Genomic DNA, 15,665 nt, shown 5'->3' with positions numbered 1-15,665 from the left:
CGGCACCCTCCCCTCCGGCATGGCGCTGAATGCGAAGTACACGGATCTCACGTCGGGTGCATCGGGCTCGCTCACGGCGATGCTGCAAGGCCACATCGAGGTCGCCACGAAGTTGGCCGACACGTTCCGCCGGATGGGCGAGCAGTACGTCGAGACCGACGAGGCCGTCGCCGCATCGCTGCGTCCGACCGAACCCCGGTGATCAGCGCAGGGCGTCGAGATTCGTGCGGAGCAGCATGACGTTGTAGTCCGACCAGCGGGACGCGGTGAAGTACAGGTCGCGGCCCGACGAACTCGGGTGAATGTACGGCGCGTACACCCCGCCTATCGTCTCGGCCCGGCCGAGCAACGTGCGCGGCGCACTCCACGGCCCCTGCGGTTCGGTGGCCGTTCGAGCCACGATGGAGCCCTGCGTCTCGTCCCCGTAGAGCATCACGTACTTCTGCAGGTACTCGTTCCACGCGACGCTCATCTCCGACACGGGCTCCTGGACCACCTTGATCGAGTCCTCGACCCGTGGCGACCAGGGCGCCTCCGGCTTCCCCGTCGAGTACTCGTACTTGGTGAGGTCCAGAATGTCGGCCGGACGGACACGCGCCAGGAATGCCGCACCGAATCGGCCGTTCGGCGTGCCGAACTGGTAGAGCCAGCCGTCGTTCCCCTTCGCGTACGCATTCATCTGGAATCGGCCGTTGGCCTCGTTGACCTGTGCAACGCCGGGGATGGTGACCCCCTTGTTGACCCTGATGGTCAGCGGATCGGTGGTCCAGGTCTGACCGTTGTCCCGCGAGGTGGCGATGGCCGAGAAATTGGTGACCCACCGGCCGGGTGCGCCCCACGACTGCACCGACATGTAGTTCAGGTACTGGACCCCGTCGATGGCGATGGCCGCCGTCGGAATGGTGGTCGCCTCGATCTCGGGTAGACCGAGCGTCGGGACGATCTGGCGTGCGAACCGAGGCGCGTCGGCGGTCACCACCGACCCCGACGCGGTGTTGCCCGGCGCGGCGTCCGGAATGGAGATGCCGTCGCCGAGCGCGGTGTCACCGGATCGCAGCAGTACGTTGTTGCGCCATTGCCCGCCGCTTACGGAGCAGTTGCCGAACGTGTCACCGAAGGCGTAGAGCACCTGGCCGGCGCCGTTGTCCCAGGCAATGCCGAGATCGGTACCGGAGATGCCGAAGCGGTCATAGGTGCTGTTCGCGCTGGCGGGGCCCGTCACCCAACCGACGGATTGGGTGTTCGACGAGCGGATGGGCGCCAACGGGCCCTGGGGACCGCGGGGATTGGTTCCTCCGCCGCCCGAACTGCCGAACATCGACGACCCCGGACCCATGCGGCCACCGCAGGGCTCGGCGGAGGCAACGGACGACGTCGCCACGCCGAGCCCGCTGATGGTCAGAGCCAGGATCGCCCCGTGAACGGCAGATCGACCGATTGCGCGCATAACCCCACCCGTCGCGGTGTTACTCAAGTGAATGATGTGACGAGTGTTACCGAGGGGACGGGGGCGCGCAACCGAATGCCGTCGCGAAACGTGAACTACATCAGTGTGATTCGAGCTGCCGCGCGTGGGCGGCGTCGAGAACGAGCAGGGCTGCACCCTGCACCACGACTGCTGCACCGTGACCCCACGACTGATCGCGGGTCAGTCGTCCGCCGAACGACGGCCGGTGGTACATCAGGTGGGCACCGCCCGCGACGTAGCCGACGTCGAGAGCGGTGTTGATCCAGAGCGTGCGGCGCAGAGACGGGCTGGTCACGGGCTTGGACCGAACGGCACCGATGCCGGCGATGGCCAGGTCGATCGCTCCCCAGCCCGCGCTCTGCAGGCCGAATGCCCGAACGCGTTCGGACGACGACGCGGCCAGCGCCAGCCCGCCGACGACGCTGCCCCCTCCCCACCAGGCGAGGCGACGTCCGAGTGTGTCAGCGATGCTCTGGGCGGAGGTCATGTGACCAGTGTGCCGGGTGGATGGTCCACGGCGGTCCGACGGCAACGGTGCGCAGCGCACCTCGATCCGCGCACGTTGCACCTGCGCGTACCGGCGGGCGCTGCGCACCACGCACCGGGGCCACCGTGCGCTGCGCACCGCGGCCGGGGACGGAACTCAGACCGCCCCGACCTCCCGGAGCCGGACGATCTCCTCGGCGGAGTAACCGGATTCGGCGAGGATCTCGTCCGTGTCCGCCCCGTGCGCGCGTCCGGTGTGCCGGATGCTGCCGGGGCTCTCCCCCATGCGCCACATGACGTTCTGCATGCGCACGGGTCCCAGATCCTCGTCGTCGACGGTGGTGACCATCTCGATGGCGGTGACCTGGGGGTCGTCGAGCAGTTCCGACGGCTTGTAGACCGGGGCGACCGCGGCGCCCGCGTCCTCGAACGCCGCGATCACCTCGTCCCGAGTGCGCTCCCCGATCCACCCACCGACGTAGTCGTCGAGCAGGTCGGCGTGCGCGGCCCGTTGGCGGCCGGTGGCGAACCACGGCTCGTCGAGGACTTCCGGGTGCCCGACGAGGCGCAGCACCCGCTCCGCGATGGAGTTGGCACTGGTCGAGATGGCCAGCCAGTGACCGTCCTTGGTGCGGTAGAGATTGCGGGGCGCGTTGTTGGTCGACCTGTTCCCGGTGCGCTCCTGATCGATACCGAGCTGATCGGCGTAGATCACGCCCGGCCCCACGGCGGTCATGATGGGGCTCAGCAGATCCAGGTCGATCTCCTGACCGCGGCCGGTCTTGTGCCGGTGCAGCAACGCCATCGACACCGCCGACGACCCGGCGATCCCCGCGAGCGAATCGGCCAGACCGAACGCGGGCAGGGTCGGCGGACCGTCGGCTTCACCGGTGAGGTGGGCGAACCCGCTCATCGACTCAACGAGGGTGCCGAACGCCGGCCGCGTCGCATACGGCCCCGTCTGACCGAACCCGGTCACCCGCAACAGGATCAGACCCGGATTGATCGCCGACAGCACGTCGTAACCCAATCCCCACCGCTCGAACGTGCCCGGGCGGAAGTTCTCGACCACCACATCGACGTCGGCGACGAGCCGTTTGAACACCTCGGCGCCGTCCGGGTTGCCGAGGTTCAGGGTCAGCCCCCGCTTGTTGCGGCTGACCATGGTCCACCACAGCGGATGCCCGTCCTTGTCCAACCCGTGACCGCGCATCCCGTCCGGTTTGCTGGGGTGCTCGATCTTGACGACGTCCGCCCCGAAGTCCCCGAGAATCTGTGCGACCAGCGGGCCGGCCAGGATGGTCGAAACGTCGAGAACGCGGATGCCGTCGAGCGGACCCGTCACTTGTAGGGCCGGTGCAGGTAGCGGCCGGCCGGTGCGCCGGAAACGGCGCCGTCGGCCAGGACTCGCTGTCCGCGGACGAACGTGTCGGTCACCTTGGCGCCGAGCTCGAAGCCCTCGAACGGCGTGTACTCCTGGGTGGACTCGGAATCCTCGGGCCGTACGGTCCAGGTGTGGTCCGGATCGACGAGCGCGAGGTCGGCGTCCATGCCCACGGCGATCGAGCCCTTGCCCGGAAGTCCGTAGCGCTCGGCCGGATTCAGCGAGGTCAGCTCGGCGATGCGACGCCAGCTGAGCCCACGCTTGCGGCCCTCGCTGACCAGGCCGGGCAGCAAGTACTCGGCGCCGCCGAAGCCGGACTTGGCCGCGAAGATGTCGCCGCGATCCTCGGCGAACTTCTTCTCGTCCTTGCAGCACGCGTGGTCGCTGACGACCCAGTCCACGTCGCCGGCGATGAGGTGCTCCCACAGGGCCTCGACGTCCTCGCGCGGGCGCAGCGGCGGATTGACCTTGCCGCCGAGTCCGTAGGCCGTGTCGATGTCGGCGAGCAGGTGCCCGATGGTGACCTCACGTCGAAAGTTGACGTGCGGGAACGCCTTCGCCATGCGCATGGCCGCCGTGAGCGCCTTGCGCGAGGACAGGTGCAGGAGGTTGATGTTCGGCAGCTGCGTCTCGTCGGCGAGGAACGACGCGATGGTGACCGCGAGGCCCTCGGAGTGCGGCGGACGCGACGCGCTGTAGGCGGCGAGGCCGGTCAGCGTGCCCTCCTCCTCGACCATCTTGGTGTAGGCGCTCATGATCTCGGCGGTCTCGCAGTGCAGCGACAGCGAGATGTGATCGGCCATCGCCGGAAGCTGCTCGCGCGCAGCCTGAATGCCGCGCATGACGAACTCGAAGTGCGCCAGGTCGTACCGCTCGCCCTCGGGAGTCATGAGGAACTCGCTCTGGTCGGTGGACCGACCGTGCAGACCGTGGCTGCCGTAGAACATGAAGATCTTGAACGACGTCACACCGTGATCGGTGATGAGCGAGGGGATCTCGCCGATGTGTTCCTTCGACATCGGCGCGAGGTGGTACGCGTAGTCGACGTACGGGCGTCCCTCGGTGGCCTCGAGGACCGTGGGGAAGACGTCCGCGTAGGACCCACCGGTGTTCATGTAGTACTGGCCGGTGCGCATGTACGACAACGAGGTGGTGACGCCGCCCTGCACGCAGGCCCGCGACTCGGTCTCGGCGTCCTCACCCAGCGGGTTGTAGATGCCCCAGTGCTGGTGCGCGTCCACCACTCCCGGGAAGGCGACCTTGCCCGCAGCATCGATGACGGTGTCGGCCCCCGACGGATCGATACCGGCAGCGATCTGCGTGAACTTGCCGTCCTCGATCAGGAGATCGAGGAACTCCCCCTCCTCGGGGTGGTCCGCACCGGGACGTACGACGCGGGCGTTGGTGATGAGCAGTGTCGTCATGACGAGGTCCTTTGCATATCGAGAGAAGCGGCCGCAGCGTCCGCGGCCAGGAAGGACAATCCGAGGGCGGGCAACAGACCGTTGCCCGCGAGGTAACCCGAGGCGCCGTGACCGGAGATGCCCATGGCGGCGCCGCCGGCGGCGAACAGCCCGTCGATGGGCGAGCCGTCCGTGCGCAGGACACGCGCGTGTCCGTCGACCACGAGACCGCCCTGGGTGTGGAACAGCGCCGGGACGATGGCGACTGCCGCGTACGGACCGGCCATCTCGTGCTCGAACGAGTTGCGTCCGAACGGATCCGAGTCCTCACCGCGAGCGTAGCGGCCGACGGCGGCGATCTCGTCGACGACCGCGTCCACCGGCAATCCGGTGGCGGCGGCGAGACCCGCGGCGTCGTCCGCCCACACCGCGGCGCCGGACTCGACGGTCTGCCGGAAGTCCGTGAACGCCAGGCACCGATCGTGGATCTCGCGGTCGATGACCAGCCAGCCCTCCGACCCCGGGCGCGCCGCGAGCTGCGCCGCGTACTCCGAGTAACCGGTGGTCTCGTCGCCGAAGCGTCTGCCCGTGGAATCGAGGACGACGCCCCCGTGCATCACCGTCGCCCAACCGACCAGCGTCGCCGCCTTCTTCGACAGGGCCGCGTGGCCCTGATAGGCGTCGAGGAACCTGGCCTCGGCACCGAGGCGCGTGCCGATGGCGAGCGCGTCGCCCGTCGAGTACTCGCTGCCGTGATAGACCGCCGACGCGATCTCGGGGGCATGCTGGGCGACGGCCGCGTGGTCCGCTCCGTATCCGTTGGTGGCCAACAGAACTGCCGGCGTCGGGATCTCGTCGGTGGTGCCGTCGGGCAGCGTCACGACGACGGCACTCACGCGTCCGTCCTCGGTCCGCACGTCCGTCACCCGGGCGGGCGCGTAGACGTCGATGTTCGGGTGCTCGGCGACGGCGCGCGTCAGGTGATCGAGCAGCACGCTGCCGTGGCGACCCTCGACGGTGTGACAGCGCAGCGCCGAGTGCCCCGGATAGGCGAAGTCGGTGACCAGGGACAGCGGGATCTCGAGGTGATCGGCCATCCATTCCACCAGGGGCGCACTGACCTCGGCGAGCGCCGTCGCCAGCCCGACGTCGGCGGTGCCCTTGGTCTTGCGCACGACGTCGTCGACGAACCGCGACGGGAAGTCGTCGACGCCTTGCTCGCGCTGCCACCGCGACCCCGCACCCGGAATCATCGCCGTCGACATCGCGGTGTTGTTGCCACGCTTGGCATGCTCGCTGGCCTCGACCACGACGACGTCGAGACCGAGCTCCGCCGCACGCAGCGCCCCGACGAGGCCACCGCCCGCGCCGGCGACCACCAGATCCGGACCGTGCTCGCTCACGCCGCCACCTCGAGATCGGCCCGCAGCGCCAGCAGGCGCAGAGCCGTGGCCGTGGGATCGACCACGACGGGATCGGTACGGCGCTCGGCGAGATCGACCGCCGAGCACGCGTTGATGGCGACGGCCGACTCCAGGGACGGCGCGTACCGTGCCACCGCCGCGGTCCACGCGCGCGAGTCGGCGATGTCGTCGAACGACAGGTTCATGACCGTCGTCGGTTCCGCCGGGATGCCGTACCCGGCCAGGCGACGATCGAGCTCGGCGGCGATGGCGGCGTTGCGCGCCAACGCCCCGACACGATGTCCCTGCGAGGCGTAGTACGACGCCGTCAGCCGCGTCAGTCCGTACAGCGGACGCGCGAACTGCCCGGCCTGCTCGGCGCAGGGGTCGAGGACGCAGTCCGGGAGGAAGCCGTCGTACCCGGTGGGGTCGGCCGCGGCGAACGCGGCCGCGACGGCGTCCTCCGACGCGCGAACGTCGCTCTCGGTGTCGAGGGCACGCGGGGCGTCGGGACCGAGGTCACGCAACACGACGACGAGCCCGGTGGGACTCAGTGCGTCGTACCGCGCCTGTCGGCGCGCCAGTTCGGCGTCGTCGACGTGGACGGGAGTGAAAGCGAGCAAACGCAAGTGGAGCTCCTGAGGTCAGATGCCGAGATACGCGGACTTGACGCGATCGTCGTGAGCGAGCTCGGTGCCGGTGCCCGTGAGGACGATCGACCCGCTCTCGATGACGTACGCGCGGTCGGAGATGGCCAGGGCCTGGGCGGCGTTCTGCTCGACGATGAGGACGGTGACCCCGTCGTCACGAATCCGCACGATGGCCTCGAGCACCTCGGCGGCGAGCTTGGGGGCGAGGCCCACCGACGGCTCGTCGAGCGTGAGCACGCGAGGTTCCGCCATCATGGCCCGGCCGATGGCGAGCATCTGCTGCTGACCGCCGGACATGGTGTCCGCCCGCTGGTTCCGCCGCTCCGCGAGAATCGGGAAGAGCTCGTAGACGCGCTCGAGCGACTCCGCGGTGGCGCCGCGCTTGCGGGTGTACGCGCCCATCTCGAGGTTCTCGGAGACGGGCAGGCTGCCGAACAGCGCGCGGTCCTGCGCGACGTGCACGAGACCCGACCGCACGATGCGATCCGCCCGGCGGCCACAGATGTCCTCGCCGTCGAGCAGAACCCGACCACGATGCGGCGCAACGAGACCCGAGAGGGCGCGCAACGTCGTCGTCTTCCCGGCACCGTTGGCCCCGATGAGGGAGACGATTTCGTTCTTCTCGAGGTGCATGGTGACCCCGTGCAGAATCTCGAGCCGCCGGTACCCGGCGTGCAGATCGTCGATCTCGAGCATCATGCGGTCTCCTCACCCAGGTAGGCCTCGACGACGCGCGGGTCCTCGACGACGGTGCGCGGGTCACCGGAGGTGAGCACGGCACCCTCGTGCATGACGACGAGTCGCTCGGACAGCGCCATCACGGCCGCCATGATGTGCTCGACGAAGAGCACGGTCTGTCCCGCGGTGTGCAGGGAGCGGAGCAGGTCGATCATCGGAGCACGTTCGGCGGGAACGAGTCCCGCGAGAACCTCGTCGAGCAGCACGACGCGCGGCTCCATCGCGAGTGCTCGTGCGAGTTCGAGTCGCTTCAGGCCGGCCGTCGACATAGTCGAGACGACGCCGCCCACCTGATCGGACAGCTGCACCCGATCGAGCACCTCCAATGCATGCCGACGGGCGTCCTTGCGGGACTTCCGCACCGACAGGGCGGCGATGGTGACGTTCTCGAGCACGGTCATCGACTCGAAGGGACGCATCAGCTGGAACGTGCGGACCAGACCGGCACGCGCGGTGCGATCCGCCGACCAGCCCGTGATGTCCGTGCCGTCGAAGATCACTCGTCCCGACGTGGGCGGCTGCTCACCGGACAGCAGCGAGAACAGGGTGGTCTTCCCGGCGCCGTTGGGGCCGATGATGCCGAGAAACTCCTGATCGGCCACGTCGAGGTCGACGTCACGGACCGCGTGCAGCCCGGAGAAGGACTTCCCGAGCCCTTCGACGCTGAGGACGCTCACTTGCGCCACCTCTCTCGCACGGTGCCGAAGATGCCCTTCGGCAGGAAGATGACGATGAGGATCAGGATCACGGAGTACACCGCGACGTCGAGACCGATGGAGCCCTGCAGGAATTCGAGGAACGCCGGCGGACGACGGAGGATCTCGTTGATCACCTCGGACAGCGGACCGATGACGGCCGCGCCGAGCACCGGGCCCCAGATGGTGCCGATGCCGCCGATGACGGCGGGCACGATGGCCTCGACCGAGACCGCCGACCCGAATGCCTGCTCCGGTCCGACGAAGAAGTAGTACTGCACGTAGTACACGCCCGCCACGGCGGTGAGGGCGCAGCTGGCGGCGACGGCGATCAGCCGGTACTTCATGGTGTCGATGCCCAACGACGCTGCGGCCGTGGCGTCGTCGCGAATCGCCTGCACGTACTGGCCCGCACGGGACCGTACGTAGAAGATGGTCCCGAGGACGGCCAGCGCGAGGATCACCAACGGGATCCAGAGGTAGTTGGCGCTGCCTTTCTCGAACTGCAACATCCACCACGAATCCCGCGGCAGGATCGGCACGTTGAAGCCCTCGGTCTTGTTGAAGACCTCGAGGTTCTGCACGAGGAGCAGGAACATCTGCGCGAACGCGAACGTGGCGAGGGCGAAGTACGACCCGGCCAGGCGGTACCGCAGGCACAGGTACGCGATGGTGGTCCCGACGGCCGCGGAGACGACGGCGGCGACGATCATCGACAGCCAGGGCGAGATTCCGTGGTCGACCAGCAGATAGGCCCCCGTGTAGGCGCCGATGCCGAAGAACGCGGCGTGACCGAAGCTGAACATGCCGCCGAAGCCGCTCATGATGTTCCAGCCGACGGCCATGATCGCGAAGATCAGCGTGCGGACGGCGACGGTCTGCGCCTGCTCGCCGAGCAGGAACGGCAGCATCGCGACGACCACGAAACCGATGACGAGCGTGAGCAACTGGCGGGTCAGCCAGGTGTCCTTCAGTCGCGGGTCCGCCGTGGTGGCCGACGCCGCGGTGGGTGCGGTGGTGGTCATCGACGTCCTCCGTACAGACCTTCGGGCTTGAGGAACAGCACCATCACGAACACGGCGAACACCAGGATGAGCGAGCCCGTGCCCGGCAGGTAGAGCGCACCGACGGTCTGCACCAGGCCGATGACCAACCCGCCGACCATGGCGCCGACGATGCTGCCGAGACCGCCGAGCACGACGATGACGAACGCGAGGATGGTGAACTGCTCACCGACCGAGGGGGTCAGCGAGGTGAAGGGGGTCATGAGCCCGCCGGCCACGGCGACGCAGGCTGCGCCGATGCCGAACGTGAGGGCGTAGACGCGGCCGATGTCGACCCCGACGAGCTTGGCGCCCTCCGAGTTCGACGCCACGGCGCGGATCGACAGTCCCAGCTTGGTGCGATCGAGCACCGCCTTGAGCGCGACGGCCACGACCGCGGCGCCGAGGAACGCGATGACGCGCGGCCAGGATGCCACGGTGCCGAGGATGGAGAGCGAGCCGTCGACCGGGGCCGCCACGGCTTTCGGTCGACCGCCGAACACCATGAGCAGCACGTTGATGATGAGCAGGGACAACCCGAGGGTGACCAGCAGCGGCCCCTCGTGGCTGCCACCGATGGTGAGCTTGGTCAGCAACGTCGCCTGCACGACCATCCCGAACAGGAACATCACCGGCACGGCCAGGATCGTGGCCAGGTAGACCGGTAGACCGGCCGTCGACAACGCGTAGACGATGTACATCGCCAGCGTCAGCATGGCGCCCTGCGCGAAGTTCACGATGCCGAGCACACCGAAGATCAGCGTCAACCCGACCGAGATCAGCGCGTAGACGCCGCCGAGCAGCAGACCGGAGACGATGGCCTGGCCGACCAGGCCCTGGTCCTTGCCGCCGACGAAGAACACGATGGCGAGGATCACCACGACGGCGCCGGCCACCGGGATACCGGGGTCGAGCTTGCGGCGGGACGTCGTCGTCGTGGCCTCGGTGTCCGCCGCGGCGACCGTCACCGCCCGCCGCCCGTCGGGAACTGGATCTGCTCCTGCGCGAACTCCTCCGGGAACACCTGAGTGACCGCGCCGTCGCGCACCTGCATGACGATGACGGTGGCGTTGCTGTTCTGGCCGGTCTCGTCGAACGTGATGGGGCCGGAGAAGGCCAGCAGCGGATCCTCGATGGAGACACCGGAGATGGCCTCCCGCAACGCTTCCGGATCGGCGTCGGCGCCGTCCTCGAGCCCGGCGGCGATCACCTCGACGGCCTGGTAGGACAGCATCGCCGCGGTCTCCATCGGGCGGCCGAACTTCTCCTGGAAGCGCGTACGGATGTCGGTGACCCGATCGTCGGTGGCATCGAAGTGGTAGTTGGCCGACAACACACCCTCGCCGGCGGGACCGGCCGCGCCGGGGAACGAGCTGTCGTCGAAGGCGCCGTTGGCAATGCCGTAGAGCCCCTTGACGTTCACATTCAACTGCTGCACGGCGTTGGCGATGAGCAGGCCGTCCGGGTAGTAGCCCGTGGCGACGATGACGTCGGGGTTGGAGACGGCTGCCTCGCGCACCTGGGTGGTGGCGTCGGAGAAGTTCGTGGCCGGGTAGGTGATCTCCTGCACCGAGGAGATGCCCTGGTTCACGGCCTCCTTCTCGAAGGCGTCGAAGACGCTGTCGCCGAACGATCCTTCGATGTGGAGGTAGGAGACGCGGTCGATGGCCTGACCGGTCTGCTCCTCGATGGCGGCCAGCGCCTTCGCGCCATCGGTTCCCATCGACGACGCGTTGGGCTGGATGCGGAACGTGTACTGGTAGCCCTGGTCGAGGATCTTGTCGTCGACTGCGACGTCGATGACCAGCGGCACGCGGGAGCGTTCGGCCACCGAGGCGACGTTCTGCGTGACGTCGGACTGGTAGGTGCCGACCAAGGCGACCGCGCCGTCGTCGATCAACCGCTGCGCTTCGCTCTGTCCCACTTCGGCTTTGCCCTGGCTGTCACCCGAGACCAGCTCGAGGGTGCGGCCGTCGAGCGAGGAGATACCGCCCGCGGCGTTGATGTCCTCGACGGCCATCGCGGCGCCGTCGTTCATCAGACCACCCACGCCGGCGAGCGCGCCGGTCGTGGGGTGCACGGAGCCGATCTTGATCGGCCCCGATCCGTCCGACCCGGACGACGATCCGCACGCCGCGGTGCCCACGAGAGCGACCGCTGCGACGACGCCTACGACTTTCTTCATGATGGGATCTGCCTTCCGCGCCCGATGGGGGCGTCGAGTCCGAGGTGACCGACAGGCCGTGACGACACGATCGGTGTTCCGCTCAGCGCACCACTCGACGGTGATTGAGTTGCACTGCGGTCGAGTATTGCACGCAGTTTGGGCCGAGAACAGGACTTTCCATGACTTTCTTGTTACGACTATGGTTCGCTCAGCGGAACGCAGGTGATTGCCGATTGCATGGCCTGCACCGCCCGACTGTGGAAGGTTGAGTACATGCCCGTCTCTCCCCCGATCGCGACCACCGAGCAGTCCGCCGGTACCGAATCGGCTGATCGAGTCGCCGACGTGTTGATCGCCTTCGCGCAGTCCGACAAGCCGCTCGGTGTGTCCGAGCTGGCCCGTCGTCTGTCGCTGAGCAAGGCTGTGGTGCACCGGATCCTGCAGTCGCTCGCGTCCCGGGCTCTGGTCCAACCGGTCCACGGCGACACCACCTACTCCCTCGGCCCCGCCGCCATCGGCCTGGGCACCAAGGCGTGGAGCCAGTTGGACGTGCGCACCGTCGCCGCCCCCGTGCTGCGACGCCTGCGTGATCGGACCAGGGAGACTGCCACCCTGTCCGTGCTGGTCGGTCACCGACGCGTCTACCTCGACCAGTACGAGAGCCCGCAGGAAGTGAAGATGGTGGTCGAGATCGGCCCGCAGTACCCGCTGCATTCCGGTGCCTCGAGCCGGGCCATCCTCGCGTTCCTGCCCGAACACTTCGTCGTCGAGGCGACGCAGGAACTGCGCGTCACCCGGCCCGAGGCCGACCTCGACGCGTTCCTGACCTCCCTGGATCGTATCCGCGAGCTGGGTTACGGCACCTCGAACAACGAACGCAACACCGGCGCCGCGTCCATCGCGGCCCCCTTCTTCGACTCGGCAGGACACGTGATCGGGTCGGTGAGCTCGTCCGGACCGGCGTTCCGGTACTCCTCGACCGCCGACGACGATCACGTCGCTCATGCGGCGCAGGTGGTCTCGGCGGCCGAGGACATCACGCGCGGACTGGCGGGCCCGGCATGATCGACGCACGGTCGTTCCTTTACGTCCCCGCCGTCAAACCGGCACTGTTCGACAAGGCCGCGAGCGGTCCCGCCGACGCGATCATCCTCGACCTCGAGGACGCGGTTCCACTGCAGCACAAGGAGACCGCCCGACGCGACGTGGCGGCATGGCTCGACGATCGCACCGGCGGAACGGCGCAGGTCTGGGTCCGCGTCAGCCCCGATTTCCTCGACGCCGATCTCGACGTCGCGGTGCATCCGTCCGTCACCGGCATCGTCGTCGCGAAGTGTTCGCAGGACGGCCTCGAGCGCACGGCCGACGAGATCTCCGACCGCGGGACGGCCACCCTGGTGGTGGGCCTGATCGAAACCGCTTACGCCCTGCGACACCTGGACCGGTTGGCAGCCGTGCCCGGGGTGGCGACCTTCGGCATCGGCGAGGTGGATCTGCTCGCGGATCTGCGCATCACGCGGAGTACCGGCACACAGCACGTCGTCGACGCGCTACGTCTCGACGTCGTGATCGGCTGTGCCGCCGCGGGACTCGCGGCCCCGATCGCCCCCACGTCGACGAACTTCCGCGATCTCGACGAGTTCGCCCGCACGACAGCGGCCTTCGTCGAGCTCGGCTTTCGCGCGCGGACCGCGGTGCACCCGGGACAGGTGCCGGTCATCAACGACGCCCTCACCCCGTCCGACGACCAACTCGACGTCGCCCGCCGGCTGGTGGACCTCTTCGACCGCGCGGCGGGTGGCCCGACCGTGGACGACGACGGCCGCTTCGTCGACGAGGCCGTGGTGCGCGGGGCGAGAGAACTCCTCGCCCGCGCGCACCGTCCGGCCTGACGTCAGCGTCTCCCGACGGCGCGCGAGGGCGGGCCTCAGCGTTTCCCGACGGCGCGCAGGGGCGCGAGCAGCGTGTCGGCACTGTCCAGATCGCCCAGGGCACGGCAGCGCTCCGCGAACTGCGTCGCCGTGTCGGCGTCGAGCAACGACCCCACGTTGGCGGTGAACTTCGCGGTCACCTCCTCGAAGGACAGCGGACGCTCGGGGCCGCCACGCGTGGTGAGCACCTCGTCGACGACGGTGGAGCCGTCCTGCAACTCAGCGGTGAGAATCGCCGGGAACTGGTACGGAAAGATGCTGTCGCACGTGCTGTTCGGGACGACGTCGACCTTCGCCATGATGGCCCGACGCTCCGGGGAGGTCGCCTTCTCGTCCGAGTAGTCGTCGAACGACGCGCCCAGTCCCCCACCGCCGAGCAGACCGACGGCCACCGCGTACGGCCCGGAGAACTGCGCCATGTAGCCCGTCTCGGGCGCGCGCTTGACCTCGATGGGTTCCCCGATGGTGCGCAGATTGGCGGCCGGGACGCCGAGTTCGAGCCGAGTGACGTCGTCGGGCCCGATCCCCCGCGCACGCAGCGCCGCCGCAGCGTCGACCGCCGCGTGGGTGAAGTGGTTGGCCGGGTAGGGCTTGACGAACAACGACGGCGCGGCCCAGCTCTCGCCGAGACCCTCGGTGATCTCGTCGGCTCGCGGGCCGTCGTGCAGCCACGCCTGGAAGAACCCGAAGCGGCCCTCCAGCACGGTCGGGGGTCCGGTCAGACCGTGGCGGGCGAGGCCCGCGGCCGACACCGCGGCGTGCGCGGCCCACCCGCAGTGCAGTCGCTTGACCGTGCCACCCGTGCGATTGGCCTCGATGATGCCGGCGGCCATCGACGCCGCGATACCGAGCGTGTCGACGATCCGATCGGCGTCGGCGCCCGCGATCACGGCCGCGGCGACGGCGCCGCCCATGGCTCCGCAGATCGACGTCGCGTGCTGGCCGTGCTCGAAGAACACGGAGTTGCGGGTCGCGGGATCGAACCCGGCCATCCCCAGCCGCACACACACCTCGAGGCCGAGCGCGATGCCACGCACCAGGTCTCGGCCGCTCGCGCCGTGCTGCTGCGCGGCAGCGAGCGCCGCCGGGATCACGCTCGCGCTCGGGTGGAGCACGGAGGGCAGATGGGTGTCGTCGAAATCGAGGGAGTGCGCGAGCACGCCGTTGACGAACGCCGCCAACGCCGGCGACAGGTTCTCGGACACGCCGACGGCGGACGCCACCGGCGTCCCGCCCTCCTCACGCGCCCAGGCGACCGCCGCCGCGCTGGTGTCGAGTTGCGTTGCGGCGACAGCGATGCCGAGGGTGTCGAGAACACGAACCCCCACGCTGTCGACGACGTCGGTCGGCAGATCGTCGTACGTCGTGCGGTCGGCGAACCGGGCGAGAGCGTAGGCGAGGGTGTCGGTCATGCAGACACCACCGCGAGCGGACGCACCGGTGAGCCGGTGGCGCCGAAGATGTTGAGCGGCACCAGAACGAAGGTGAACTCGTGGATCGCCTCCGCGGCCAGCTGCTCGAGGTCCAGTGCCTCGATGATGTAGATCCCGCTCTCGACCAACAGCACGCGGTGAGCCGGGAGCAGGCCGTGCCCCTTGCCGGGCGCGAGCCGCTCGAACGCGATGGTGTCGGCGCCTGCGGCGTGAATGCGGCGCTCCGCCAACCACTGTGCGCCCGCCTCGCTCACCCCGGGCACTCCCGACGGACCGCCCACGTAGGGCTGGCCCTGCTCGAACAACTGCGACCAGCCACTGCGGATCAGGACGACGTCGCCCGGTTCGACGGCGGCACCCTGACGTTCCACCGTCGCGTCGAGATCGGCGACCGTGATCTCGTATCCGCCGTCGAGGCGCTCGACCCCGAGGGTGGCCGGAACGTCCAGCAGCACACCGCGACACACCATCGGGGCGATCGTGTGCACACCGTGCTCGACGTACTTGCCGCCGATGCAGGAGTCGGTCGCGTCGGCGTCACCGTGAAGCCGTCCGTCCTGAGAGACGTGCGCGAGCGCGTCGATGTGGGTACCCACGTGCGTTCCGGTGGTGATCATGTCGTTCGCGGCGCTGCCGCCGTCCGCCCGCACCATGTCCCCGTGTCGGCGCGGCAGCGTGTGCCAGAACTGCGGGTGGTTCGGCGACTGCGGCATACCGACACGCAGCTGACGCCCGAGGTCGACGTGCCGCACCCCCGCCGTGACCGCCTCGAGAAGCCTGTCCGCCATACCCGTCTCCTGTGTGTCGTTCCGCTGAGCGAACCCAGCTCGATGATGCCGAACCGGTGCGCGCCTGGTGACGATG

General features: G+C 68.9%; 16 protein-coding genes. 3 read left to right on the top strand and 13 right to left on the bottom strand.

Annotation, left to right across the window (positions count from 1 at the left end; all coding sequences use genetic code 11):
* Window positions 1-19 precede the first annotated feature (19 nt).
* Window positions 20-202: a hypothetical protein gene (locus tag A3Q40_RS02840; protein WP_068099709.1), complete on the top strand. Its 183-nt coding sequence runs from the start codon at window positions 20-22 to the stop codon at window positions 200-202.
* Here the strand turns inward: A3Q40_RS02840 and A3Q40_RS02835 are convergent, their stop codons facing one another.
* The 11 genes from A3Q40_RS02835 to A3Q40_RS02785 form a co-directional block, all read right to left on the bottom strand.
* Window positions 203-1,447 (bottom strand): DUF4185 domain-containing protein, encoded by a 1,245-nt coding sequence (locus A3Q40_RS02835; RefSeq protein ID WP_068099708.1) that lies wholly within the window; start codon window positions 1,445-1,447, stop codon window positions 203-205.
* 100 nt (window positions 1,448-1,547) lie between these two features.
* Complete coding sequence (locus A3Q40_RS02830; RefSeq protein WP_068099707.1) at window positions 1,548-1,955, bottom strand: DUF6992 family protein; 408 nt, start codon at window positions 1,953-1,955, stop codon at window positions 1,548-1,550.
* Window positions 1,956-2,111: 156 nt separating this feature from the next.
* Entirely contained in the window at window positions 2,112-3,299 is a 1,188-nt protein-coding gene (locus A3Q40_RS02825; protein ID WP_068099706.1) for a CaiB/BaiF CoA transferase family protein, read from the bottom strand.
* Window positions 3,296-4,762 carry a dihydroorotase gene (locus A3Q40_RS02820; RefSeq protein WP_068099705.1) on the bottom strand — a complete coding sequence of 489 codons (1,467 nt, stop codon included), beginning with the start codon at window positions 4,760-4,762 and terminating at the stop codon, window positions 3,296-3,298. Before A3Q40_RS02820 ends, A3Q40_RS02825 begins: the two co-directional genes overlap by 4 nt.
* Window positions 4,759-6,144 (bottom strand): FAD-dependent oxidoreductase, encoded by a 1,386-nt coding sequence (locus A3Q40_RS02815; RefSeq protein WP_068099704.1) that lies wholly within the window; start codon window positions 6,142-6,144, stop codon window positions 4,759-4,761. Before A3Q40_RS02815 ends, A3Q40_RS02820 begins: the two co-directional genes overlap by 4 nt.
* Entirely contained in the window at window positions 6,141-6,773 is a 633-nt protein-coding gene (locus A3Q40_RS02810; RefSeq protein WP_069972890.1) for a hypothetical protein, read from the bottom strand. The genes A3Q40_RS02815 and A3Q40_RS02810 overlap by 4 nt, the downstream gene beginning before the upstream one ends.
* A 15-nt stretch (window positions 6,774-6,788) precedes the next feature.
* The gene (locus A3Q40_RS02805; RefSeq protein ID WP_201132928.1) at window positions 6,789-7,493 is read right to left on the bottom strand and encodes an ABC transporter ATP-binding protein; all 705 of its coding nucleotides are present in this window, start codon (window positions 7,491-7,493) and stop codon (window positions 6,789-6,791) included.
* Entirely contained in the window at window positions 7,490-8,209 is a 720-nt protein-coding gene (locus tag A3Q40_RS02800) for an ABC transporter ATP-binding protein (protein ID WP_201132926.1), read from the bottom strand. Before A3Q40_RS02800 ends, A3Q40_RS02805 begins: the two co-directional genes overlap by 4 nt.
* Window positions 8,206-9,252 (bottom strand): branched-chain amino acid ABC transporter permease, encoded by a 1,047-nt coding sequence (locus A3Q40_RS02795; RefSeq protein ID WP_068099701.1) that lies wholly within the window; start codon window positions 9,250-9,252, stop codon window positions 8,206-8,208. Before A3Q40_RS02795 ends, A3Q40_RS02800 begins: the two co-directional genes overlap by 4 nt.
* Window positions 9,249-10,238, bottom strand: a complete 990-nt coding sequence (locus A3Q40_RS02790; protein ID WP_068099700.1) for a branched-chain amino acid ABC transporter permease — start codon at window positions 10,236-10,238, stop codon at window positions 9,249-9,251. The genes A3Q40_RS02795 and A3Q40_RS02790 overlap by 4 nt, the downstream gene beginning before the upstream one ends.
* The gene (locus A3Q40_RS02785) at window positions 10,235-11,455 is read right to left on the bottom strand and encodes an ABC transporter substrate-binding protein (protein WP_068099699.1); all 1,221 of its coding nucleotides are present in this window, start codon (window positions 11,453-11,455) and stop codon (window positions 10,235-10,237) included. Before A3Q40_RS02785 ends, A3Q40_RS02790 begins: the two co-directional genes overlap by 4 nt.
* Window positions 11,456-11,710: 255 nt before the next feature.
* Here A3Q40_RS02785 and A3Q40_RS02780 point away from each other — a divergent pair, with 255 nt between their 5' ends.
* Entirely contained in the window at window positions 11,711-12,502 is a 792-nt protein-coding gene (locus tag A3Q40_RS02780) for an IclR family transcriptional regulator (RefSeq protein ID WP_068104999.1), read from the top strand.
* Window positions 12,499-13,329: an HpcH/HpaI aldolase/citrate lyase family protein gene (locus tag A3Q40_RS02775; RefSeq protein WP_068099698.1), complete on the top strand. Its 831-nt coding sequence runs from the start codon at window positions 12,499-12,501 to the stop codon at window positions 13,327-13,329. Before A3Q40_RS02780 ends, A3Q40_RS02775 begins: the two co-directional genes overlap by 4 nt.
* 35 nt (window positions 13,330-13,364) lie before the next feature.
* On the opposite strand, the gene A3Q40_RS02770 is transcribed toward A3Q40_RS02775, so the two are convergent.
* Together A3Q40_RS02770 and A3Q40_RS02765 are read right to left on the bottom strand one after the other, a co-directional pair.
* A complete protein-coding gene (locus tag A3Q40_RS02770) occupies window positions 13,365-14,780 on the bottom strand; it encodes an MmgE/PrpD family protein (protein ID WP_068099697.1) in 1,416 nt (471 codons plus the stop codon).
* On the bottom strand, window positions 14,777-15,589 hold the full coding sequence (locus A3Q40_RS02765; protein WP_068099696.1) for a cyclase family protein: 813 nt from the start codon (window positions 15,587-15,589) through the stop codon (window positions 14,777-14,779). Before A3Q40_RS02765 ends, A3Q40_RS02770 begins: the two co-directional genes overlap by 4 nt.
* Between the last annotated feature and the right edge of the window lie 76 nt (window positions 15,590-15,665).

It is taken from the genome of Rhodococcus sp. PBTS 1, from assembly GCF_001620025.1.
Lineage (GTDB): Bacteria > Actinomycetota > Actinomycetes > Mycobacteriales > Mycobacteriaceae > Rhodococcoides > Rhodococcoides kroppenstedtii.
This window is presented reverse-complemented; position numbering and strand designations above follow the sequence as displayed.